This window comes from Leucobacter chromiireducens subsp. chromiireducens, assembly GCF_016758255.1.
Classification (GTDB): Bacteria; Actinomycetota; Actinomycetes; order Actinomycetales; family Microbacteriaceae; genus Leucobacter; species Leucobacter chromiireducens.
Window position 1 is genome coordinate 1 of sequence record NZ_QYAD01000005.1, and the last position, 21658, is coordinate 21658.

Consider the following 21658-nt stretch of genomic DNA (forward strand, 5'->3'; position numbering starts at 1 on the left):
ATAGGGAGGGTTGCACTTGTTGGTCACCAGTGATGGTGGCTTGCGGGTGTGGCCCTCCCTTTTTTTGACCCCAAAAACAGGCGCTCATGCGCACCATGGTTCGTTTGGGCGGCTGCCCACGGTCGTCGTTGTCGCACGCCTCATTATTCTTGTGGGGGAAGTGTTTTTCTGGATACGCTTCTTCTCTACCCCTACGGCAGAGGAGCTCAGCATGCTACATGAACGCAACCGGTGGCGTGCTTTCTGGAACACCGGAGGCTGGTGGAAAGCCGCGCTGTTGGTGGTCGGCTATTGGCTGCTCTACCAACTCGTTGGGCTCGCCACCTCAACTCTTTTTGCGTCGACCATCGACGCAAAAGACCCGATCTCTACCCCCGCAAGTGTGATGTTCGGTATTGCTGTCCCCATCGCGGTGATGGGGGCACTCCTGCTCGCGTTCTCGGGTTCTCTACGGTGGACGAGGAGCCTCTTCAAAGCTCATCCGGTGTTGCATCCACGTTGGCTGTGGGGCGTCGTAGCCATCATGATCTTGCCGGTCGTGTTGCGGGTAGTCGCCACTGAGTGGTCACGCTACTCGTGGCTTCTTGTGCTTTCTATACTCCTGCTTGGCCTGTGTATCGGCTTCGCTGAGGAGCTCCTGACTCGAGGAATCGCAGTCCGTGTATTGCAAAACGCGGGGTTCGGGGAGCGAACGGTGTTGATCGTGTCGGCAACCCTTTTTGCCGTGCTCCATCTGGGGAACGTCGTTTCAGGTCAATCTGTAGTAACGGTGCTGGTCACTGCGGCGTACGCATTCGGTTTTGGCGGGATGATGTACCTTGCGTTAATTTCGACTGGACGCCTGTGGTGGGCGATTGCGCTCCACGCGATTACAGATCCGACTACGATTCTTGCCACGGGCGGGATCGATACGCACGGCTCGCAAGGAACCGGAGCGGAAGCCCTGCTCGCGGCAGCTGCCGTCTTCAACGTTCTGTACCTCTTGGTGACCGCGGTTGCGATTTGGAGGTTGGGGCCGCGGTCTTCCACACACTAGTGCGGTGTGTCGTCGTCGACCCACCCCGTGGACTTCGTGACTGCCTTGCGCCACTCCCGGAGGAGCCGTGCACGCTCCGCCTCTTCGAGCCGCGGCTCCCACCGTTCGCCTTCTCGCCAGTTCGCACGCAGTTCGTCGAGATCCCGCCAGAACCCCACTGCGAGCCCCGCAACGTAGGCGGCGCCGAGCGCAGTGGTCTCTGCGACTCTGGGTCGCACCACCGGGACGCCGAGGATGTCGGCCTGAAACTGCATGAGCGTCGTGTTTGCCACCATTCCGCCGTCGACGCGGAGCTCGGTCAATGGAACTTCGACGTCCGCGTTCACCGCGTCGAGCACGTCACGGGTTTGGTACGCAACCGCTTCGAGCGCGGCACGCGCAAAGTGCCCGCGATTTGAGTACCTGGTGAGCCCGACGATGGTGCCACGCGCATCCGGCCGCCAATACGGCGCAAAGAGCCCGGAGAAGGCCGGCACGATGTACACGCCGCCGTTATCCGGCACGCTGAGCGCGAGGGGCTCCACCTCTTCGGCAGAGGGAATGATCCCGAGCTGATCTCGGAGCCACTGGATGAGTGATCCCGTGACTGCGATGGATCCCTCGAGTGCATAGTGAACGGGGCCGTTGCCAAGCTGGTAGCCCGCCGTCGTGATGAGCCCATTGCTCGAATGGACGAGCTCTGCGCCCGTCTGCATGAGGAGAAAGCAACCGGTGCCGTAGGTGTTCTTCGATTCACCGGCATCGAATGCGGCTTGCCCGAAGGCCGCGGCTTGCTGATCACCCAGGATGCCCGCGACGGGAACTCCGTGCAGGAGAGAGGATGCCTCGGCGGATCCGTACACCTCCGAGGACGAACGGATCTCCGGCAGGAGGGACTCGGGAATGTCGAACGCGGCGAGGAGCTCGGGGCTCCATGCGCGCGTGCGCAGATCCATCAAGAACGTTCGCGACGCATTGGTCACGTCCGTGGCGTGGACGCCCCCATCCGGCCCGCCGGTGAGGTTCCAGAGCACCCAGGTGTCCGGTGTGCCAAAGAGGATCTCGCCCGCTTCCGCGCGCTCCCGCAGCCCCGGCACGTTCTGGAGCAGCCAGGCAATCTTCGATGCGGAGAAATAGGCGGTGAGGGGGAGCCCGGTCAGCTCGCGGAAGCGATCCGGCCCGCCGTTAGCGGCGAGAAGATCGACGATATCCTGCGAGCGCGTGTCCTGCCAAACGATTGCGTGGTGCACAGGGCTGCCCGTGGCGCGATCCCACATGATCGTGGTTTCGCGCTGGTTCGTGATGCCGACGGCGGCGATGTCTGCCCCTGTCAGGTCTGCCCGTCCGAGTGCCGTGCCGATGACCTCTTGCACGTTCTGCCAGATCTCACTGGCGTCGTGCTCAACGAGTCCGGCGCTCGGCATGATCTGCCGATGCTCTTTCTGACCCAGCGCCACAACCGAACCCGTGCGGTCGAAGATGATCGCTCGCGAGGATGTGGTGCCCTGGTCAATCGACAGTACGAAGTTGCGCATCGAAACTCCTTGTTTACGCCGGGGTGAGGCCGGGGCCGTCGAGTGAGACGCGGTGTGCGGCGCGGAGCAGCTCGCTCGCGCGCTTCACCTCGGCCTTTTGCGTCGTGGCGCTCCACCCGAGTACGGGTGCGATCGCTGCGGCGACCTCCTCGAGGGTCGCGGAACTCAGACCGCCAACAAACGCGATCGACGTGCGCCGAAGCAGCACGTCATCGAGATGCTGCACCTGCTCAGTCTCAGCCAGGTAGGCAAGCTCCTCCGCGGTGTAGCCAGGCACGTGCGCGAGTGGCGTCGGCTTCTGGGGAAGCGCCGCGAGCACCTCGGTCGCCTGCGTTCCATAGCGCTGCAGGAGCTGATCCACGAGGGCGGGATCGTGGTCGCCGCGATGCCGGGCCAGCCAGACCTTGCGTGCCGCTGCGTCTCGCGGGAAGCCCGCGCCGCCGCCAATTGCGGTGGCGCGCGTGCTCACGGTGCGGGGGGCGCCGAGCAGCGCGAGAGTCTCGTCTGCGAGGTGCTCACCGAGCGCGCGGAAGGTCGTCCACTTCCCGCCCACGAGGCTCAGGGTGCGCACCGCTCCCAGCCAGCCGTGCTCGATCCGGTAGTCGCGGGACACGAACCCTGGCGCTGTGTCGTCGTGCTTCGGGAGGGGGCGGATGCCGGAGAACGTGTAGACGATGTGCGATCGATCGACCGCGATTCCCGGGAAGACATGGGGGATGAGGTCGAAGAAGTAGTCGACCTCATCGTCAGTGCAGACCGTCGGCGTGGCCGGATCGGCGTCGATGTCGGTCGTGCCCACCATGACGCGCCCCTTGAGCGGATAGATCAGCACGATGCGCCCGTCGGAGTGCTCAAAGAACATCTCGCGCCCACGGGTGGCATCGAGAAGTTCGGGGTGGTCGAGCACGATGTGCGAGCCCTTCGTGCCACCCATAAACGAGCTCGGTCGGCCGAGCGCTGCATTCGTCTCGTCGGTCCAGGGGCCGCTGGTGTTGACGATTACCTTTGCGTGGAACGGGAACTCATCCCCAGTGGTTTCGTCACGGAGCACAGTCGCTCCGTCCCGATAGCCGACCGCGGAGAGATAGTTTGCGGCGCGCGAGTTCGCGTCAGCGCCCGTGTGCCGCTCTCGCCCCGCCGCGAGACCATCCTGCAGCACGTCGAGCGCGAGCCGCTCCGGATCGTGCATCGACGCGTCGTAGTACGTTGCGGTGTATTTGATGCGTGGATTGAGCCGGGGCAGAGCGCGCAGCGAGCGCTCCCGACCGTGGAAGCGGTGTCTCGGCACCCGGCCGCCCCCACGCGAGAACGTGTCGTACATCAACAAGCCGATTTTGATGAGCAGCGCTCCGCGCTCGCTGGGCTTTCCGCGGCCGTGGGTGACGAGCAGACGGAACGGTGCGGAGAGGACCCCTGCAAACGTTTTGAAGATTGGGATCGTGGTTTGCAGCGGGGCGACGTAGTGCGGGGCGTTCTTCAGCAGCCGATTCCGCTCCTGGACCGCCTCGCGGACAAGCCGCAGCTCGCCGTTCTCGAGGTAGCGCACGCCGCCGTGCACCATGTGACTCGAAGCGGACGACGCGCCCGAGACGTAGTCGCCGCGCTCAACGAGGGCGACGTCGACTCCCTGAAGGGCGAGCTCTCGGAAGGTGGCAATGCCGTTAATCCCGCCGCCGATAATCAGCACATCAGCGCTGGGACGGCCGCGAAGGGCCTCGACACTCGGACGTGCGGTGGGGGAGTTTTGCCGTGCCATCTGCCTGCCTTGCTGCTGGAGCGGGTGGGGTCTTCCTCAACGGTACTGGAAACGTCGGTGGTGTGTGATGCAATGGATGCATGACCGAAGCGCAGCGCACCGAGGCATCGATGCTGCACGTCGATATGGACTCCTTCTTCGTGTCGGTCGAGCTGCTCGATCGGCCGGAGCTCGTCGGCCGGCCCGTTGCGGCGGCGCACGACACCGTGCGCTCCGTCGTATCGAGCGCGAGCTACGAGGCGCGTCGCTACGGGGTGCGCTCTGCGATGCCGGTGGCTCGCGCAAAACAGCTGTGCCCCGAACTGGTGCTCATTACTCCGACGTTTGAGAAGTATCGGCTCGCCTCTCGCGAGGTGATGAGCGTTTTCCACGAGTTCACTCCGCTTGTCGAACCCTTGAGTATCGACGAGGCGTTCCTCGACGTTGCGGGCTCGATGAAACTGTTCGGCTCGCCCATCGAGATTGCGCGCGCGATTCGGCACCGGGTGCGTGAGCGAACGGGGCTGCCCGCGTCGGTGGGCCTCGCGGCAACGAAGTTTGTGGCCAAGCTCGCGTCGCAGCGCGCGAAGCCCGACGGGGTACTCGAGATCCCTCCGGCGCGCACGCTCGAGTTTCTGCACAGCCTGCCTGTCGAAGCGATGTGGGGGGTGGGGCAGGCCACCGCACGCGCGCTCAAGTCACGGGCCATCCACACCGTCGCCGACCTCGCACGGGAACCGCTTCCATCGCTCACTCGAATCGTGGGGTCCGCGAGCGCAATGAAGCTGCACGCGCTCGCGAATGGCCGCGACGCGCGCGCGGTCGAGACCACGCGCACGGAGAAGAGCATCGGGCACGAAGAGACCTTCGCGGGTGACGTTAGCGATCCCGCGGTGATTGACCGCGAGCTGCTTCGGCTCGCGACGCGCACGGGTGAGCGGCTCCGTGCTGCGCAGTTTGAGGCGCGCACGATCGCGATCAAGGTCCGGTGGGACACGTTTGAGACGGTTACGCGATCGCGAACGCTCGCCGAGGCCACCAACGCAACGCGCCGCATCGTGCAGACGGCGCGCGAGCTCTACGCGAGCCTCGATGCGGTGCGTCCGGTGCGCCTCATCGGCGTGCGGGCGGAACAGCTCCGCCCAGCCGGCAGCGAGCCTGTGGGGCTCTGGAGCGACGACGACGAGTGGCGCGCGGTTGACCAGGCGGTCGACGAGTTGAAAGACCGTTTCGGTTCGGCGGGTATCACGTCCGCGAGCCTCCTGACGGGGCGCGGCGCGGTCGTCGATCCTCGCTCGCTGGAAGACCCGAGCTAGACGAGCCGCTCCGGGCGGGCGCGGCTAGTCGTGCGAGGGTTCGCTCGGCACGTCGCTCTGCATAACGGTGAGGAGCGACTCGAGTACTGCTGCAAGCCAGTCGAACACCAGCACCGTTCCCCGCGTCTCTTCGTCGGCGAGCAGCCGTTCGCGATCATCGTGCTCGTCGAGGCCGATGCGGGCGGCGATCGCGAGCCGCAGCGCGGTCAGCGTGCGAACCCAGACCGGCAGGGTGGTAATTGAGATCTCCACGATCACGGCACCGGAGTCCGCGTCATCACGAGACTCGATGTCCGCGTCATCCGTCCGCTGTGCGCGAGCCTCGTCGTCGATCTGCCCGACGCCGAGTGCACTCGTGACGAAGAGCGCGTCCTGGAGTTTGCGGTTCACGAGCCCCTGCTCCGTCACCTTGCGAAACTCGGAGGCCTCGCTTGTCCCCTCGTACGCATCAGGGAAGAGGCGGGCGAGTGCGGGGTCGCTCGGCAACGCGTCGCTTCCGCCGACCTCGAGGCTCGCGAAAAATGGATCCGGGTCAAGCGCCGTCCCGCTGTGGCTGTCGAGGAGCTGGGCAAGCTGGGAGACGAGCTGGTCAAGCATCGCCGCTTCATCGCGTTCAAACACGACGCGCATTCCGTTCGGCTGGGGGATCAGCTTCACTGAGTTCCCACCTCTCGAATCGTTGCCCAGAGCCCGTAGCCATGCATCGCCTCAACGTGCATCTCCATCGCCTCGCGGCCGCCCTCTGCGACAACTGCGCTGCCTCGATGGTGCACACGGAGCATGAGTTCTTCGGCGTGCTGCGCGTCGAAGCCGAAGTGCGTCCGAAAGACAAACGAGACGTACGACATGAGGTTCACCGGATCATCCCACACCACGGTCTGCCACCCGCTGTCGGGAAGCACACGCGTCGCCTCACGTCGACTCGTCTCAGTTCCCGCCATGACCATCAGCCCCACCCGAGTTCATGAATACGTGCCTCGCTCAGGCCGTAGAAGTGCGCGATCTCGTGGACGAGGGTCACGCGGATTTCATGCACCAGTTCCTCGTGATCCGCGCAGTGCTCGAGCAGATTCTCGCGAAACAGGATGATTCGATCGGGCTCCTCTCCGTAGCCATACACATTGCGTTCAGCGAGCGAGAAGCCTTCGTACACACCGAGAATGTCGCTGCCATCGGCGGGCCGGTCTTCCACCAAGAAAATCACGTTGTCGAGCTGGGCGAGCATGTCGTCGTGCAGCGAATCGAGGCCGTCGGCGACGAGGGCCTCGAACTCTTCGGGCGGCATGGCGAGCATATCTTCACCCTACACAGCTGGCGCGAGGCGTGGGTGTGAATGCGTGGCAAGCGACTGATGACCTCGCGGCACACCCGGGATGACACGCGAGTTCGCAGCGGGGGACTGCCATGGGTTATGATCGTAGAGTTGCCTCGTTCGCCCCGGTGAACGTCAGGTCAGCATGGTGGCTATAGCTCAGTTGGTAGAGCACCGGCTTGTGGTGCCGGTGGTCGCGGGTTCAAGTCCCGTTAGCCACCCCAAGGAAAACACCCCCGATTTTCGAATCGGGGGTGTTTTTGTGTCTCAGGCGGTCTGCTCCGGCATCTGCCGGGCAGACCGCCTGATGCGGCTGTCAGGTGAAAGGCTCAGCCGGGGGAGCGCCCGGCCGGCCGTGAGGCTAGACCGCCGCCGCGCTGCGAGCCACGTGCGGCGCGCGCCCGAGGAAGGTAAGCCCGGGCTCAGCAGCGCGGTAGCCGTCGATCGAGCCGGCCCGGCGCGTGTTCGTGAGCTCGGCGGACGCCGGAATGTCAATCTCGATCGGCAGGTTGTAGTCGAGGTAGTGCTCGACGTAGCGGGGTTCACCGATGCGCGAGATCGAGATGATGCTGTTCAGGTGGCGCTCGAACCAGGGCTCGATGATCGCAAAGGTGCGCTCAAGCTCGTGGTTCGCGATGTACGCGAGCATGAGCGTGAAGAGGTGCCACTGCACGAGATCCTGCATTGCTGCGGTTTCGTGGCGTGCGATCATGCGCGACACCTCGACGCTCCGCTCAGAGAGCGGGCCCGCGGGGAACGACTCCGGGCAGAACTCCTCCACGGGCAGCTGTGTTTCGGTGCCGCGCACGATGAGGCGCGAGACGCCCAGCACGCGAACGCCCTCGCGATGATTCTCGAACACCGCGAAGGTCGCGGAGCGTGCATCGTCGGCGTCGCGGTCGGTTCCGTCCTCGAGGATGTCGCTCTCCGAGAGCTGGCCCGTTTGGTCGACGTAGACGCGGCGGCGCAGCGAGAAGTGCGCCGTGTACTCCGCCTCGAGCCCGGGGAGGGGAACGCCGTCGACAGCGAGCAGACCGCACGCGAGCCGCGCGGTCGGATGCTCATCGAACACCCCGGAACTGAGAACGGGGATGACATCGTGATTGGTCACAGAACGATCGATTTGGGACAACGCGGAGTCCTTCGGGGAAGCTGCGCGAGGGATGCGCGCACGGCGATACGCGGCGACCCATCACGCCGCGAAATCTCTGACGTCTCATTCTGCCCTACGGGCCGGGGCCACCGCAGCACCGCTCCGGAAACGATTTGGGATCGCGTGGCGCCTGCTCACAGTTTCTCGGCGCGCGGGCGCGCGATGTTACCGCATGTCGGTGGCGACGTTGCTACGATAGAGCGAGCTAACGACGTCGTGATGGGAGCACTCGTGCCGGGAGAGAACTGGATTCGTGCGGCTGGTCGAGGTCAGTCGCCGCTCGATGATGTGCGCACGCGGATCCTCCGTACCGGCGAAGAGCACGTCGAAACCGTCGGTCTTTCCCTGGGCGTCCCGGCGAAGATCGTCGAGCAGCTCGTCGCGACCGCTGGCGCGACGCCCAAGCAGTTCGCCCAGATCTGGTCCTCACCCGAGGCCTACCTTGCCGAACTGTTCTGTGAGCTCGCCAACCACGCGCAAATCGACCGAGCGGACTCAGAGACGCTCCTCACAACGTGGCAGTACCTCGGCATGCGCAGCGGTGATCTGCGCTCTGCAGAGGGGCGACGGGCGGTGCTGGTCGATGTGATTCGTACCGCGGCGGAGTACAACTTCGACGTGGTCACCGCCTCGAGCAAGTGGCGCACCTACGCCGCGCTGTCCACGACAATCCTGTCGTGGCCTGAGGGTGAGGCGCGCACCCGAGTGATTGACGCTCTCCGGGCGAGCGAGCTCGCGTTCGTCGAGACGATGGAGAGTTTCTACCGCAACGTGCTTCCCACCGTGGGGTACCGCCTCCGGCCCCTGCTCCGCGGCGACTACCAGCCGTTCGTTGTGGCGGCTGCGTCGGTAATCGAGGGGCTCGGTATCGTGCGCGCAACAGTCCCTGCGCTCGTTGAAGCCCACTTTGAGACGCTCGGCGTCGAGGAAGCGGCGGCGGAGCACGCGGCGGGTGTGGAGTCGTGGTCGGTTGCGGCGCTCGCCTTCATGGGCGTGGTCGACGCGTTCATCGAGCCGGATCCCGCGTTCAACGCGGACGAAGCAATCGCGCGGCTCAACGGCGGCGTCGACGTGACGCCCGCGGGGGAGTAGCCCCGGACTAGGCCGTCGTGACCGCCTGTGTTCCCCAACGCCGAATGCGGGCGATGGTGAGCGCCGCTGAGATCGGGCGGCCGTAGAAGTAGCCCTGAGCGTTGCTCACACCCAGCTCTGCGAGCACCGCGGCCATCTGTGCGTCCTCGACGCCCTCGACTACGGTGGTGCGCCCGAGGCTGTCTCCGAAGCCCTGCAGCGCTTTCACCACTTCGCGCTGGCGCACATCGTCGAGGTTGCTGATGAGGCTCTTGTCGATCTTGAGGATGTTCATGGGGAAGTGCACGAGCGCGCCCACTGACGAGTCATCCGAGCCGTAGTCGTCGAGCGCGATAATGATGCCCGCGCGCTGAAGCCGCTCGGCGTCGCGCCGGAGCTCGTCGGTCACGTCGCGGAGCGAGCGCTCGTTGAGCTCGATGCAGAGCTTCACCTCGGGGTGCGCGGCTGCGGCCTCCCGGATGAACGGACCGAGCTGATCCTCGCTGATCTGCGTCAGCTCAAGATTCACGGTGATGGTGTCGAGCTCCGGGTTGATACGGACGAACTCGGTTGCGGTCGTCAGCGCCTTCGAAATGACCTGGCAGGTCAGCTCGTTCATGAGCCCGAGGCTCTTAGCGCGCGCCACGAGCGACGGCGGGGAGATCGGTCCAAGCTCCGGATCCACGTAGCGCACCAGCGCCTCGAAGCCCCACACGCGCGAGGTGTCGAGACGCACGATGGGCTGGAACGCGAGGTTGAGGCGCTGGCTCTGGATTGCGCGCGCGACGATGTCGTTGGTGCGCGTGGAGCGCCGAGACGAGACGCTGACGCTACTTCCGCCCCCGCTCGCGCCATTCTCGTGGCGCGAGCGCTTCGCCTGGAGCATGGTGCGATCCGCGTCCTCAACGAGCGTCTGCGCATCGAGCTCGCGGTGGTGCGAGAACGCGAGGCCGGCGCTCACCGCGGGCCGGATATCCTCCCCCTCGAGTGACACCCGCTCACTGACCGCCGCGATGATCCGTTCTGCGGACTCCTTCGCATGCTCAATGGACACGAGACCCGCGAGGATCACCACGAACTCGTCTCCGCCGACGCGCGAGACGAAGTCGCCGCCACCCGCGGTGCGTTCCAGGCGCCTCGCGACTTCGCGCAGCAGCTCGTCGCCCGTGCGATGCCCGTGGGTGTCGTTCAAGCGCTTGAAGTTGTCGAGGTCGATAAAGAGCAGCGCGATGCCCTCGTGGTACAGGCGGAACTCGTTCGCGTGCACCAGTGCCTTTTGGAACGCGCCATAGTTCGGGAGTCCGGTGAGCGGATCGGTGTTCGCGCGCCGCTCGAGTGAGTTCACCTCGTGCTGAATGCGAGCGGCCTCACTTGCGAGATGCGCGAGCGACGCGAGAGCCCGGTCGTCTTCGCGGCTGAAGGCGGTTCCCCCAACCTTTCGGGTGGCGATGAGGAACTGCTCGCAACCGGGTTGGAGCACAACGCGCGCGCCGATCTCCCCGCGTTCGGGGGCGGTATCGCGAACCTCCGCGTGGCTGGCGCGAACCAGGTCGCAGGCGCGGTTCTGCAGGGCCAGAGCCAGCTTCGCACCGCTCTCCTGCGGGAGCTCAACCGCAGAGGCTACGACGGCATCGAGTCGGCGCTTTCCCTCAATTGCGCGGAGTCGCTGCGCCAGGACGTAACACATGAGTGCGGTGAAGAGCACCACAAAGGGGGACCGAGTGAGCTCTGAGTTTTGCTCGAGCCAGGGAATGAGGTTGCGGTCGATGCTGCGCATCAGGATGGATGCGGTGGTCACCGCGAGCGTGACGAGGGCGAGCCGCCCAAAGCTGAGCGGCGCACTGCGGGCGAGCACATTCGCGTCCGCCTGCTGGAGGCTGCGCCGTGCGAGCTCACCAAGCACGAAGATGCCGTAGTACAGCGCGGTGCCGCTCAGGAAGGCCACGCCCTCCCAGACTCCGAACGCCTCGAGCCACACGCGGATGAGCATGAATCCTGCGGCAGCAGCGCCGCTGAGGCCAGTGAGGTAGAGCGCGTGCAGCGCGATGCGCCGGATGAGCAGCTGAGAGATCCCGAGCCCGATAATCCACACGCACACGCTGAGCCAGGGCCGTTGCTCGAACGGCGGGATCGTGAGCATCACGATCGACACGCCCACGAGGGGGAAGCTCGCGTCGCGCCCCACGTTGAACTGGAGCGGGCTGCAAATGATCACGCCGACGATGACGGTGATCACGAGTGTCCACGATTGCGGAGAGGCGCCCGGCAACTGCACTGCGCCACACACCGCGGCAGCCAGAGCGAATGCTGCGAAGACACCCATGAAAATGGTCTCTCGCTTCAGCGCACCCATGCGTTCTCCTACTGACGTTCTCCGTGACGCGACCATCACACGCGAAGCGTTCGACGTGACCTGCAGCGGTCGAACCGCGTCAATTATGCCACGGCTCGGGAGTTCGACACGCGGGCACATCCCTCATTCGAGCGAGAACTTGCGTGGGATCCGGCGGCGTGTGCCGGCTTCAGCCTGCGCCGGGAGCAGCGTGCGGCGGCGCAGGGTTAGAGCGCGTCGGGTGCCACCGTCTCGGGGGCAGGCCCCGAGATCAACGCCGCGAAGCGCTCGGTTGCGGTCTGGGAGATCTGCTGGGAGGCGGACTTGTCGGGGCCGGGCTGCGCCACCATCACTGCGTCGCGGAAGTACGCGAGTTCCTGGATTGACTCCGCGATGTCGGCAAGTGCGCGATGACCGCCGTTCTTCTCGGGGGCGCCGAAGTAGGCCGCGGGGTACCAGCGCCGGCTGAGCTCCTTGATCGTGGAGACATCCACGCTGCGGTAGTGCAGTCGCTCTTCGAGCGTGGGCATGTACTTGGCGATGAAGCGGCGGTCCATGCCGATCGTGTTTCCTGCGACGAGTGGCCGGCGACCGGCGGTCACGAAGCGGCGCAGGTATTCGATGACCTGTGCTTCCGCGTCGGCGAGGCTCGCACCATCTGCGATGCGGGGGAGGAGGCCGGAGGTCTCGTGCATCTTGCGTACGAAGTCGTTCATGTGCGCGAGGGCGTCTTCGCCCGGGTTGATGACGATCTCGAAGCCGGGGTCGAGCGGATTCAGCTCGAAGTCGGTGACGATGACGGCGATTTCGCAGAGCCCATCCCGATCCACGTCGAGGCCCGTCATCTCGCAGTCGATCCATACGATCTGCTCGGCGGGGGTGTTCGACATGTGGGGTCCTCTCGACGGGGTCGCGGCGCGGGTGCGCCGGAACCGCCCCAGTCTATCGCTGTGGGCTCGTGCCCGGCAGGGGGCTGAACGCACGGAGCTGGGCGCACGGGTGCGGGCAACGCTCTACACTTGCGAGCATGGCTGTTCTTCCCATCGTCATCTCTGGCGACCCCGTCCTGCACCGTCCCGCCGAGCCCGTCACGGAGTTTGACGCTGAGCTCCGCACACTCGTCGACGATATGTTCGAGACGACCGTGGCTGCGCCGGGAGTGGGCCTCGCGGCCCCACAGGTGGGCGTTGGCAAGCGAGTCTTCGTGTGGATGTACGACGATCAGGATGAGGCCCCCGCACAGGGAGTTGCGATCAACCCGGAGCTGTGGATCGCGCCGCTCGAGCCGGGTCTGCCCGGCGAAGATGAGGTTGAGGGTTGCCTTTCGTTCCCCGGAGAGCGGTTCGCGCTGCGCCGTTCGCCCCGCGCGCTGCTGCGCGCACAGGACGTCGACGGGAACCCGTTCGAGATTCAGGCGAGTGGCTGGTTCGCCCGCATCCTCCAGCACGAGTTCGATCACCTTGAAGGTCTGCTCTATGTTGACCGCCTGGTGCACCCCGAGAACCGTGGCGCGCACAAGGCACAGCGCAAGAATGGGTGGGGCCGACCGGGCCTGAGCTGGCAGCCGGGCGTCGACGACCTCGAAGGCTAGCGGCTCGGGCCTGCGTCCCCGAGGTCCGGCGCGCCACCGAGCGTGCGCGAGTCGGGGACGAGCGTCCACGCGACGCCGGCAACCGCGACGAGCAGCGCTGTGACGCCGAAGGCCCAGCCGAACCCTGCCCAGTCGACAATCGCGCCGGCGATGAGCGGGCCAAGCACGCCGCCGAGGTCGCTCGTCATCGAGTACGCGGCAACCACGTTGCCGCCGCGCCGCTGCGCGAGCACATCGGCGAGCACAGCCTGCTGCCCGGGGTTGACGAGCGCCGAGCCGGCACCAGCCACGAACATGAGCGCCGCGGCGACCCACAGCGTGGGCGAGGCGGGGAACGCGGCGTAGGTGGCGGCGAGCGTGAGCATGCCGATGATGAGCATCGGTTTGCGTCCCAGCGTGTCGTTCCAGCGCCCGGACGGGAAGATCAAGATCGCATTGCCCGCCGCGTATGCGGCGAGGATCCAGGCTGCGGTCGCCGCATCGCCGTGGAACGCGACGGCGATGAAGATGGGGATCACTGAGACGCGCACACCGAACGATGTCCAGCCGAACGCGAACACGGACAGCAGGAGGGTGCGGTACTGCCCGATCCCGATCGCCTCGCGCAGCGTCATTGCCGGGACGCCGTGTGCCTCGGGGTCCGGGCTTCCCGCTGCCTGCGAGCGGCGGAGCGCGATGGTCACGACGATGGCGGCCGCGATCAGCGTGAGGAAGTAGAAGACGAACGGCGCGCGCAGCCCGAAGCCAGCGACGAGGCCGCCGAACACGGGGCCCAGAAGCCCGCCGAGGAGGAAGCCTGCCGCGTTGAGGCTCGCGACTCGGCCCCGCGCTGTCGGCGGGCTCACCTTGATGAGGAGCGCGGTGGACGCAACGGTGAACATCGTGGAGCCGATTCCGCCGAGGCCACGGAGCACGACGAACTGGCCGTAGTTCATCGCGAGCGCGGCGGCGCCGGTTGATCCCGCGACGATCAGAATGCCCGCGGTGTAGCTGCGGCGCTCACCAAACTTCCCGACGAGCCAGCCGGCAAGCGGAGCGGAGACGAGGCGCATGAACGCGAATGCGCTCACGATCGCGGATGCCGCGAAGGTGGAGACCCCGAATTCGAGTGCGAACTGGGGAATCGCGGGCGCCACCACGCCGTAGCCGAGTGCGACGGTGAAACCGCCGGCGACAAGCGCCCAGACCTCGAAAGGGAGCCGAGCGCGGGGAGAGGCATGCACCCCACGAGTCTAGCCGGGTGCGCAGGTGGCCCGGCGGAAGCGCGATGCTCCGCCGGGCCACCTGGGTCCGATCGCGGCTACGCGTCGGGCGACGTACGTTCGGGGCGTGCCGCTTCGGGCTCCGCGGAGCCCGATTCGGTGCGTCCGCGCTGGGCAGCCTCGAGTGCCTCGGCTTCTTCGCCCGCAACGGCCTCGCCGCGTGCGACCATGCCGGACTGATCCGAGAGTGGAATCTGCTTGAGGAACAGTGCGAGAACGAACGCGATGAGGATGAACGGAATGAGGTACCAGAACACCGGGGCGAGCGAATCGGCGTACGCGTTCACGACGCCGTCCCGAATCGCGTCGGGCATCTCGGAAAGCTTCTGCGGGTCGATCGTCGCGACCGCCTCACCGGCGTTCGGCACGCCGGCCCCGGCGAACACCTCTCCGAGCTTTTCGCTCAGTCGGGTGGTGAACATCGCGCCGAAGATCGCGACACCCAGGGATGCACCCACCTCGCGGAAGTAGTTGTTGGTACTTGTCGCTGTTCCCACCATTGACGGGTCCACGGCGTTCTGCACCACGAGCACCACGACCTGCATGATCAGGCCGAGGCCAGCGCCGAACACGAACAGATATACGCAGATGAGCCAAATAGGGGTGCTCGCCGCGAGTGTGGTCATGGCGGTCATTGCGCCCGCCGTGATGAGCGTGCCCACGATGGGGTACATGCGGTACTTCTGGCGCTTCGTGATCATGATGCCCGACCAGATGGACGTGCCCATCATGCCCGCCATCATGGGGAGCATAAGGAGGCCCGAAGCGGCAGCGGAGGCACCGGACGACATCTGCAGGAAGGTCGGCACGAAAGCGATCGCCGAGAACATGCCAAGGCCCAGGGTGAAGCCGATGGCCGTCGCATTGATGAAGATCGGGTTCTTGAAGAGCCCGAGTGGGATGATCGGGTCTTCTGCTCGCGCCTCGACAAGCACGAACGAGAGCGCGGCGAGGAGCAGGCCCGCGCCCCACAGCCACGTCGCCGGCGCATCCCAGCCGTACTCGGCCTTGCCGCCGAAGTCGGTGAAGAAGATGAGGCAGGTCGTCGCGATCGAAAGCGTCAGGACGCCGAGGATGTCGATCTTCTTTTCAGCCTTCTTGCTCGGCAGCGTGAGCGCGAACCAAGCGATAGCGAATGCGGCGATGCCCACTGGGATGTTGATGTAGAACGCCCACTGCCAGGTGAGGTGGTCGACGAAGAAGCCGCCGAGCAGGGGACCGGCAACCGCGGAGAGCCCGAAGATCGCGCCGAGGGGTCCCATGTACTTTCCACGCTCGGAGGCGGGAACGATATCGGCGATAATCGCCTGCGACAGGATCATGAGGCCACCGCCGCCGAGGCCCTGCATGGCGCGGAAGATCACAAGCCAGAGGAAGTCTGGCGCGAAGGCTGCGCCAACTGACGCGAGTGTGAACAGGGCGATCGCGACGAGGAACAGTGTGCGCCGCCCCAGGACATCGCCAAACTTGCCGTAGATCGGCATGACGATGGTGGTGGCGAGGAGGTACGCGGTGGTGATCCACGCCTGGTGCTCCACGCCGCCGAGCTGTCCGACGATCGTGGGCATCGCGGTCGACACGATGGTTTGGTCAAGGCTTGAGAGCATCATTCCCGCGATGAGGGCGGAGAAGATGATCCAGATTCTGCGTTGTGTGAGGAGAAGCGGGGCCTGGCCGGCCTGCGCTGAGGCAGTTGCTGTCATGCGATGAGGCTTTCGGGATCGGGAAACCTGGCCCCGCTGTGGGAGCCGGGCAGGTGGGGAACGGATGGAACGGGGAGGAAGTTAGCGTGACACGGGCGGGGTGCCGGTGAAGAGCTCTCGACTGAGCGTCAGCGCTCGCCGCAGCTCGGGGCCAATGCTGCCGGTCTCGCCGCGGCCGAAGAACGCGTGAGCGGCGTGATGCAGCAACCCGCCGAGTACCTGGAGTGCGATCGCCGCGCGCTGGTCTCCGGGTGCGAGGCCCTCACGCTCTTCGATCACCGCGGTGAATCGCTGATTCATTTCCTCCGAGTCATGCATGAACTTTTCCATGAACTCGGGCTCGCGTGCGATGATCTGGTTGACGTGCGTGATGGTGCCCGCGATGTCGAAGACCTCGTCCATCATTTCCACGGCAACCTCAACGAGCTCGTCGAGGAGTGTGGGGCTGATCTGGCCATCGCGAGCGCCGGCAGCCGAGAATCGGCGGACCGCCTCGCTCTCAAATGGGTCGGCGGGGGAGCCGACGACCGCGGCCTCTTTCGAGGGGAAGTAGTTGAAGAAGGTGCGACGCGAGATCCCCGCGGGCTCGCACACGTCCTCGATGGTGAATCCGGCGAGGCCGTGTGCCGCGGTGAGCTTGCGGGCGTGCTCGGTGATCGCGATGCGCGTGCGTCGCATCTTGGCTGCCCGCCCGGACTCAACTGCACTCTCGATCATAAAGTGCAATTATGCACGATTCTCCTGGGAGTGCAAAATTGGCTGTTGGAGATGTGCGCAACTGGGCTGGCTGAGCGGCGTCCGCGCTGCGGTTGGTGCGCTGTGCCCGCCACACCTGTGCCGCGGATATGGTCGAAACGCAACACGACCCGAACGTTACGCGACATCAGGCGACCGTAGTCTGATGAAGGTCAGGGCAACCGTGCGCTGGCCAGATTTACGCAAGAGGACAACTGTGCCGTCGACGATCCGACCATTCTCCCGTGCACGCTGTGACGCGTGCCGATTCTCCGTGTTCGCAGGTGCGGTGCGGGCGCAGGGGGCCTAGCCGTGGCGATCCCATGTGCGCCCGCGCGCGTCGTCGAGAAGCGCTTCCTGACTCCGAACATGTTGCGTATTCGCTTCGAAGCGGTGGGTAAGTGGCGCTGGCCCACGCACGGGCGCGGCGATGAGCGAATCGATATCGCGCTCCCGGCACCCGGTGAGACCGAGGCACGCATTGACGTGTTCAACCTGCCCGAGTATGGGCGCGGCTGGACTGGTGAAGAACCACCCTGGCGCCACTACACCGTGCGCGGTGTGCACGAGGGTGGGCGTCTCCTCGACATCGACTTCGTGGTGCACGAGGGCGGACTTGCCTCCAGCTGGGCTGAGCGTGCCGAAACGGGGCACATCATTGGGATCTTCGGAGCCGGAACCCGGGACGAGCCCTCCTCGTACTACGCGGCGCCCGAGGACGCGCAGTTCCAGTTGCTCGTTGCCGATGCGACGGGCGTGCCGGGGCTCGGCCGCATTCTTGAGCAGCTCCCCGCTGAGGTGCGTGCGCGCGCCATCGTCGAGGTGCCGAGCGAAGCCGATATCCAGCAGTTCGATACGCGAGCTGATGTCGAGTTGGTGTGGCGAGTCGGGACAGGCAACGGACTGGCGCCTAGTGCGCTGCTCGAAGAGGTTGCGCAGCTCGATGAGCCGGGCGAACCCTGGTACGCGTGGGTGGCGTGCGAAGCCGCGACCAGCCGCGCGATCCGTCGCGAGCTGCGCACGCGGCTCGGCCTCGCGCGTGATCGGCACCACGCGATCGGCTATTGGACGCAGGACCGCACGGGCAATATGTCCGCCGACGTCGACTGACGCGCGAGTGGAGTGAACTGCTCGAGTGTCTGAAGTCACCCCCGCCTGACCCGTGGGTTTGGCGGCCGCGGGTGTTGTTGCGGCTGCTGTGGAGCTGGCTCACTCAACAGCATCGTGCCGGACGAGACGGCGGAGAATCGGGCCAGCTAATGTGCTCCAAGGCGGAACGGCTCTGGGGGGAGGGTGAGGCCGGTGGCAGCGTCGGCAAGGATGCGGCCGACTGCTGGCGCGAACTTGTAGCCGTGGCCCGAGAAGCCCGCGGCAATGGTCAGCGATCCCACGCGATCCAGCACGAAGCGTCCCGAATCGGTTGAGGTGTACGTGCAACTGATCTCGTCAGCGCTCGCGGGGTCGAGGCCGGGGAACCACTCGGCCACGTGTTCGCGGAGTGCTGCCCGCGCCTCCGCAGTTGCGCCGAAGGTGCGCGCGTCCGGGTCGACCTCGTGCCCAACGAGGTGAAGCCCCACTTTCACGCCCTCGCCAGGGCTTGGCATCCCGTAGACGTTGCCGCCTCGCGCCTCGAGCTGCTCGTCATCGAACATGTGGTTGAACGACGGCCAGAGCAGCGCGGCATCCCGCGGGGCGAAGTGGGCCGGGTGCTCCTCCGTGACCCGCAGTCGCGGCAACTCGACGAGCCCGGCAAGCAGCGGCCGGGCCCACGCTCCCGCTGCGACGATGACGCTCGGTGCGCTGAGCGTGCGGCGAACCCCGGCCGCGTCCGTGTACTCAACGCGAGAGCTCGCGTCCCCAGGAAGAATCTCGGCAACGGTCGCACCGCGCTCGATCCGTGCGTCGTGCCGCGTCGCAGCGGCCTCGAATGCGTCGAGTGCGCGTGCGGCGTAGCCAACGCCAGCGGTGCGGCTGAGGAGCACCGGGCCTGCGAAGCGCATGCCAGCCCAGCGCGCCGTCGCCTCGGCGGGGGAGATGAGCGCAACGTCCGCGCCGCGTGCGGCAAGAGCGGCGTGTGTCTCCCGGACGGTCTGCTCTTCGCCATGAGTCACGAGTCCGTGGAGTCCGAGGAGCGGGGTGCTCGCGCCGGTCTCGAGTTCGCGCCAGAGCGCCAGTGCCTCGTCGAACAGGCCGAGATAGTGCTCCTCGCGGTACGCGTTGTTGATGTTGCGAGTGGAGCCGTGCGACGCGCCTCGGGTGTGGTGTGGGCCGAACTGCTCGAGCAGATGCACCCGCTCCCCGCGAAGTGATAGCTGCCAGGCGGTGGCGAGGCCGATGACGCCACCGCCAACGATGATGTGGTCGAGTTCCTCGTTCACTTCGAGCGATGTTCTCTGCGCACTACTCGGCGTAGTAGTTGTTGCCCTGCGAGAATTCAACGAACGTGCAGTCCGTGTCGCCGACGGCCCAGGCGTCGTGACCCGGCGGGAGTAGCATCGCGTCGCCCGCGGAGAACTCCTGGTAGGTGCCATCCCGCATCTCGACTCCCAGGGTGCCCGCGGTGACCACCGCAACGTGCGGCAGCTCGCACAGCTCTGTGCCCGCAGCCTCTTTCAGATCCGTTGACCAGCGCGCTCCTGCGTGAAACGTGACCTGGGTGGCTTCGACGCCCTCGAGCGCGGTCGAACGCTTGGAGATGAGCCCGTAGTTTGACGCCTCGAGGCGGGCAAAGGTGGCTGACTGCATCTGGGGGTGAAAGCTCACGACGGGGTTCCTCTCGGCGGGGTGGTGCGGGATGAGTCGAGCGTACGAGTTGAGCGGTCGCCTGGGGGCTGTGTGACGGAGTATGAAGCGGGTGGTGCGTGCGCCAGGCCTCGCGATGTGCCCGGAAGTCGCCCGCAAACTAATTAGTTATTGTCGGCAAGATATTCGCCTGGCTAAGATGATTGCATACGCGCAGCTCTTCGGTTGCGCTGCGAAGGGCCCGAAACGCCGGGTCGTGGGTGATGGGAGCAGCAGATGGTGCAGGAATGGTCGACGCCCATGCAGGTGGATCTCTCGGGCCACCGCAATGTGACGGATCTGCTGCTTCGGCGGGCGCAGCGGGCCCCGCAACACGCCGCCTTCGAGGTTCCGACAGACCCGAGCGATCCCGGTGGGCAGTGGCGCCAGGTCTCAACTCAGGAATTTCTCGCCGAGGTCACCGCGCTCGCGAAGGGGTTCATCGCTGCCGGCGTCTCCCCGGGCGACGCGATCGGGATCATGTCCGCGACGCGCTACGAGTGGGCGGTCGCCGACCTTGCATCGTGGTTTGCGGGGGCCGTCGTTGTGCCGATCTATGACACGGCATCCGCCGAGCAGGTCGCCGCGATTGTGGGGGATGCCCGGGTGCGGCTCGCGGTTGCAGGGGACGCGACCCAGCTGTGCGTTCTCGACGCCGCGCTGGAGCAGGCGTCGCACGACACGATTGGCGTGTGGGTGATGGGGGATCCGCCCATGAATGCGGACGCGCGGAGCCTCGGAGCGCTCGCTGCGCGCGCATCGGAGGTGAGTGACGAAGTCCTTGACACGCGGCGACGGCTGGCCGGGCCGGAGTCGCCCGCAACGATTGTCTACACATCGGGCACCACGGGTGAGCCGAAGGGCGCGGTGCTGAGCCACAGAAACTTCCTCGGACAGGTACTGGGGATCGCGGCCGCGTACCAGGATGTCGTTCGTGACACGGGGAACACCATCATCTTCCTGCCGCTCGCGCACGTGCTCGCTCGAGGCTTGCAGCTCATCTGCCTCGCGAGCGGAATGCGAATTGCGCATCTCGCCGACCCTGCCCAGGTGGTCCCGTCGCTGCGAGTCTTGCGGCCGAGTTTTTTGGTGGTGGTGCCCCGCGTGCTCGAAAAGGTTCGAGCCGCCGCCGCGCAGAAGGCGGAGGACCGGGGGCTGGGGCGCGTGTGGCGTTCGGCAGAGCACACCGCAGTCTCCTGGGCGCGAATCGCAGAGGCGCGGGATGACGGCGAGGCGGTACGCCCGACGCTCGCGCTCCGTGCCCGACACGCGGTGTTCGACCGTGTGTTCTACCGCAAGCTCCGCGCCGTGCTGGGCGGCCGCCTCGACTACATGCTCTCTGGCGGCGCGGCGCTCGACGCGGAACTCTCCCTGCTCTTCCGGGGGATTGGCGTGCCCGTGATCGAGGGCTACGGGCTGACGGAGACCACCGCACCGCTCACGGGCAATCTGCCGCGCAGTATCCGCTCCGGTACGGTGGGGGCCCCGCTCCCCGGGCTGACGGTGCGCATCAGCGACGCAGGCGAGGTGCTCGCCCGTGGCATTGGCGTGTTCGAGGGCTATCGCGATCCGGCGCACAACGAGCATGCGTTCGTCGATGGGTTCTTCCGCACCGGGGACCTCGGTTCACTAGATGAGCACGGCCGGCTCACGCTGAGTGGGCGGCTGAAAGACGTGATCGTGACATCGACGGGAAAGACCGTCGTGCCGATGCGCTGGGAGAACGTGGCAGCGGCGCACCCGCTCGTCTCGCACGCCGTCATGGTGGGAGAGGGACGCTCGTACCTGTCTGCGCTCCTCGTCCTCGACCCAGATGAACTCATCGCGTGGGCGGCGCGCGAGGGCGTGACGATTGGCGTGGCGGGCCCAGGGGGCTTCGACGAGGTCACGGATGAGCGGATTCGTGCCGAGCTTGCGGACACCATTGCGCACGCGAACTCGATCGTCTCCCGCGCAGAGCAGGTGCGGCGCTACACGGTAATCTCCGCAGATCTGAACGACCCAGCGCTCATCACCCCAACACTCAAGATCAAGCGGCGGGTGGCGCTCGATCGCGGCGCACTGCTCGTCGAAGAAAGCTACGCCCAACCGCTGCACCACACAGGAAACTGAGGAAA

19 protein-coding genes and 1 tRNA gene are annotated in these 21658 nt (G+C 66.0%); 7 read left to right on the top strand and 13 right to left on the bottom strand.

The genetic code is table 11. From position 1 onward, the window contains the following. Positions 1-19: 19 nt before the first annotated feature. The gene (locus tag D3226_RS12770; RefSeq protein WP_202382999.1) at positions 20-1036 is read left to right on the top strand and encodes a CPBP family intramembrane glutamic endopeptidase; all 1017 of its coding nucleotides are present in this window, start codon (positions 20-22) and stop codon (positions 1034-1036) included. Here the strand turns inward: D3226_RS12770 and glpK are convergent. Both glpK and D3226_RS12780 read right to left on the bottom strand, forming a co-directional pair. Beyond that, positions 1033-2550 carry a glycerol kinase GlpK gene (glpK, locus tag D3226_RS12775; RefSeq protein ID WP_202383000.1) on the bottom strand — a complete coding sequence of 506 codons (1518 nt, stop codon included), beginning with the start codon at positions 2548-2550 and terminating at the stop codon, positions 1033-1035. The genes D3226_RS12770 and glpK overlap by 4 nt on opposite strands. A gap of 13 nt (positions 2551-2563) precedes the next feature. Beyond that, positions 2564-4306 (bottom strand): glycerol-3-phosphate dehydrogenase/oxidase, encoded by a 1743-nt coding sequence (locus D3226_RS12780; protein WP_202383001.1) that lies wholly within the window; start codon positions 4304-4306, stop codon positions 2564-2566. Between the two features lie 80 nt (positions 4307-4386). Here D3226_RS12780 and dinB point away from each other — a divergent pair, with 80 nt between their 5' ends. Beyond that, positions 4387-5601: a DNA polymerase IV gene (gene dinB / locus D3226_RS12785; protein ID WP_202383002.1), complete on the top strand. Its 1215-nt coding sequence runs from the start codon at positions 4387-4389 to the stop codon at positions 5599-5601. Between the two features lie 24 nt (positions 5602-5625). Here dinB and D3226_RS12790 read toward each other — a convergent pair whose 3' ends face one another. From D3226_RS12790 to D3226_RS12800, 3 genes are read right to left on the bottom strand one after another with little or no spacing between them, the layout of a single operon-like run. After that, positions 5626-6258 (bottom strand): DUF2017 family protein, encoded by a 633-nt coding sequence (locus D3226_RS12790; protein ID WP_202383003.1) that lies wholly within the window; start codon positions 6256-6258, stop codon positions 5626-5628. After that, entirely contained in the window at positions 6255-6542 is a 288-nt protein-coding gene (gene clpS, locus D3226_RS12795; RefSeq protein WP_202383004.1) for an ATP-dependent Clp protease adapter ClpS, read from the bottom strand. Before clpS ends, D3226_RS12790 begins: the two co-directional genes overlap by 4 nt. Before the next feature lie 5 nt (positions 6543-6547). Continuing rightward, complete coding sequence (locus D3226_RS12800; RefSeq protein WP_202383005.1) at positions 6548-6895, bottom strand: metallopeptidase family protein; 348 nt, start codon at positions 6893-6895, stop codon at positions 6548-6550. A 166-nt stretch (positions 6896-7061) separates the two neighbouring features. Between D3226_RS12800 and D3226_RS12805 the strand changes: the two genes are divergently transcribed. Then, positions 7062-7137 (top strand) — tRNA-His (locus D3226_RS12805). Positions 7138-7274: 137 nt separating this feature from the next. Here the strand turns inward: D3226_RS12805 and D3226_RS12810 are convergent. After that, positions 7275-8024: a hypothetical protein gene (locus D3226_RS12810; RefSeq protein ID WP_337248998.1), complete on the bottom strand. Its 750-nt coding sequence runs from the start codon at positions 8022-8024 to the stop codon at positions 7275-7277. Between the two features lie 261 nt (positions 8025-8285). Here D3226_RS12810 and D3226_RS12815 point away from each other — a divergent pair, with 261 nt between their 5' ends. Further along, positions 8286-9158 (top strand): hypothetical protein, encoded by an 873-nt coding sequence (locus tag D3226_RS12815; RefSeq protein ID WP_202383007.1) that lies wholly within the window; start codon positions 8286-8288, stop codon positions 9156-9158. A 7-nt stretch (positions 9159-9165) separates the two neighbouring features. On the opposite strand, the gene D3226_RS12820 is transcribed toward D3226_RS12815, so the two are convergent. Both D3226_RS12820 and orn read right to left on the bottom strand, forming a co-directional pair. Beyond that, positions 9166-11490: a putative bifunctional diguanylate cyclase/phosphodiesterase gene (locus tag D3226_RS12820; protein WP_202383008.1), complete on the bottom strand. Its 2325-nt coding sequence runs from the start codon at positions 11488-11490 to the stop codon at positions 9166-9168. Between the two features lie 206 nt (positions 11491-11696). Beyond that, complete coding sequence (gene orn / locus D3226_RS12825; RefSeq protein ID WP_202383009.1) at positions 11697-12359, bottom strand: oligoribonuclease; 663 nt, start codon at positions 12357-12359, stop codon at positions 11697-11699. A 137-nt stretch (positions 12360-12496) separates the two neighbouring features. Between orn and def the strand changes: the two genes are divergently transcribed. After that, a complete protein-coding gene (gene def / locus D3226_RS12830) occupies positions 12497-13060 on the top strand; it encodes a peptide deformylase (RefSeq protein WP_202383010.1) in 564 nt (187 codons plus the stop codon). On the opposite strand, the gene D3226_RS12835 is transcribed toward def, so the two are convergent. From D3226_RS12835 to D3226_RS12845, 3 genes are all read right to left on the bottom strand, one after another. Then, entirely contained in the window at positions 13057-14283 is a 1227-nt protein-coding gene (locus D3226_RS12835; protein WP_202383011.1) for an MFS transporter, read from the bottom strand. The genes def and D3226_RS12835 overlap by 4 nt on opposite strands. A gap of 77 nt (positions 14284-14360) precedes the next feature. Beyond that, a complete protein-coding gene (locus D3226_RS12840; protein ID WP_202383012.1) occupies positions 14361-16025 on the bottom strand; it encodes an MDR family MFS transporter in 1665 nt (554 codons plus the stop codon). A gap of 81 nt (positions 16026-16106) precedes the next feature. Continuing rightward, positions 16107-16742 (bottom strand): TetR/AcrR family transcriptional regulator, encoded by a 636-nt coding sequence (locus D3226_RS12845; RefSeq protein WP_202383013.1) that lies wholly within the window; start codon positions 16740-16742, stop codon positions 16107-16109. Between the two features lie 330 nt (positions 16743-17072). Here D3226_RS12845 and D3226_RS15100 point away from each other — a divergent pair, with 330 nt between their 5' ends. Then, positions 17073-17870 (top strand): SIP domain-containing protein, encoded by a 798-nt coding sequence (locus D3226_RS15100; RefSeq protein ID WP_202383014.1) that lies wholly within the window; start codon positions 17073-17075, stop codon positions 17868-17870. Positions 17871-18016: 146 nt separating this feature from the next. Here D3226_RS15100 and D3226_RS12855 read toward each other — a convergent pair whose 3' ends face one another. Further along, on the bottom strand, positions 18017-19138 hold the full coding sequence (locus D3226_RS12855) for an FAD-dependent oxidoreductase (RefSeq protein WP_202383015.1): 1122 nt from the start codon (positions 19136-19138) through the stop codon (positions 18017-18019). A gap of 22 nt (positions 19139-19160) precedes the next feature. After that, the gene (locus D3226_RS15105; RefSeq protein ID WP_337248999.1) at positions 19161-19523 is read right to left on the bottom strand and encodes a cupin domain-containing protein; all 363 of its coding nucleotides are present in this window, start codon (positions 19521-19523) and stop codon (positions 19161-19163) included. Between the two features lie 255 nt (positions 19524-19778). On the opposite strand from D3226_RS15105, the gene D3226_RS12865 reads away from it, so the two are divergent. After that, entirely contained in the window at positions 19779-21653 is a 1875-nt protein-coding gene (locus D3226_RS12865) for an AMP-dependent synthetase/ligase (protein WP_202383016.1), read from the top strand. Positions 21654-21658 lie beyond the last annotated feature (5 nt).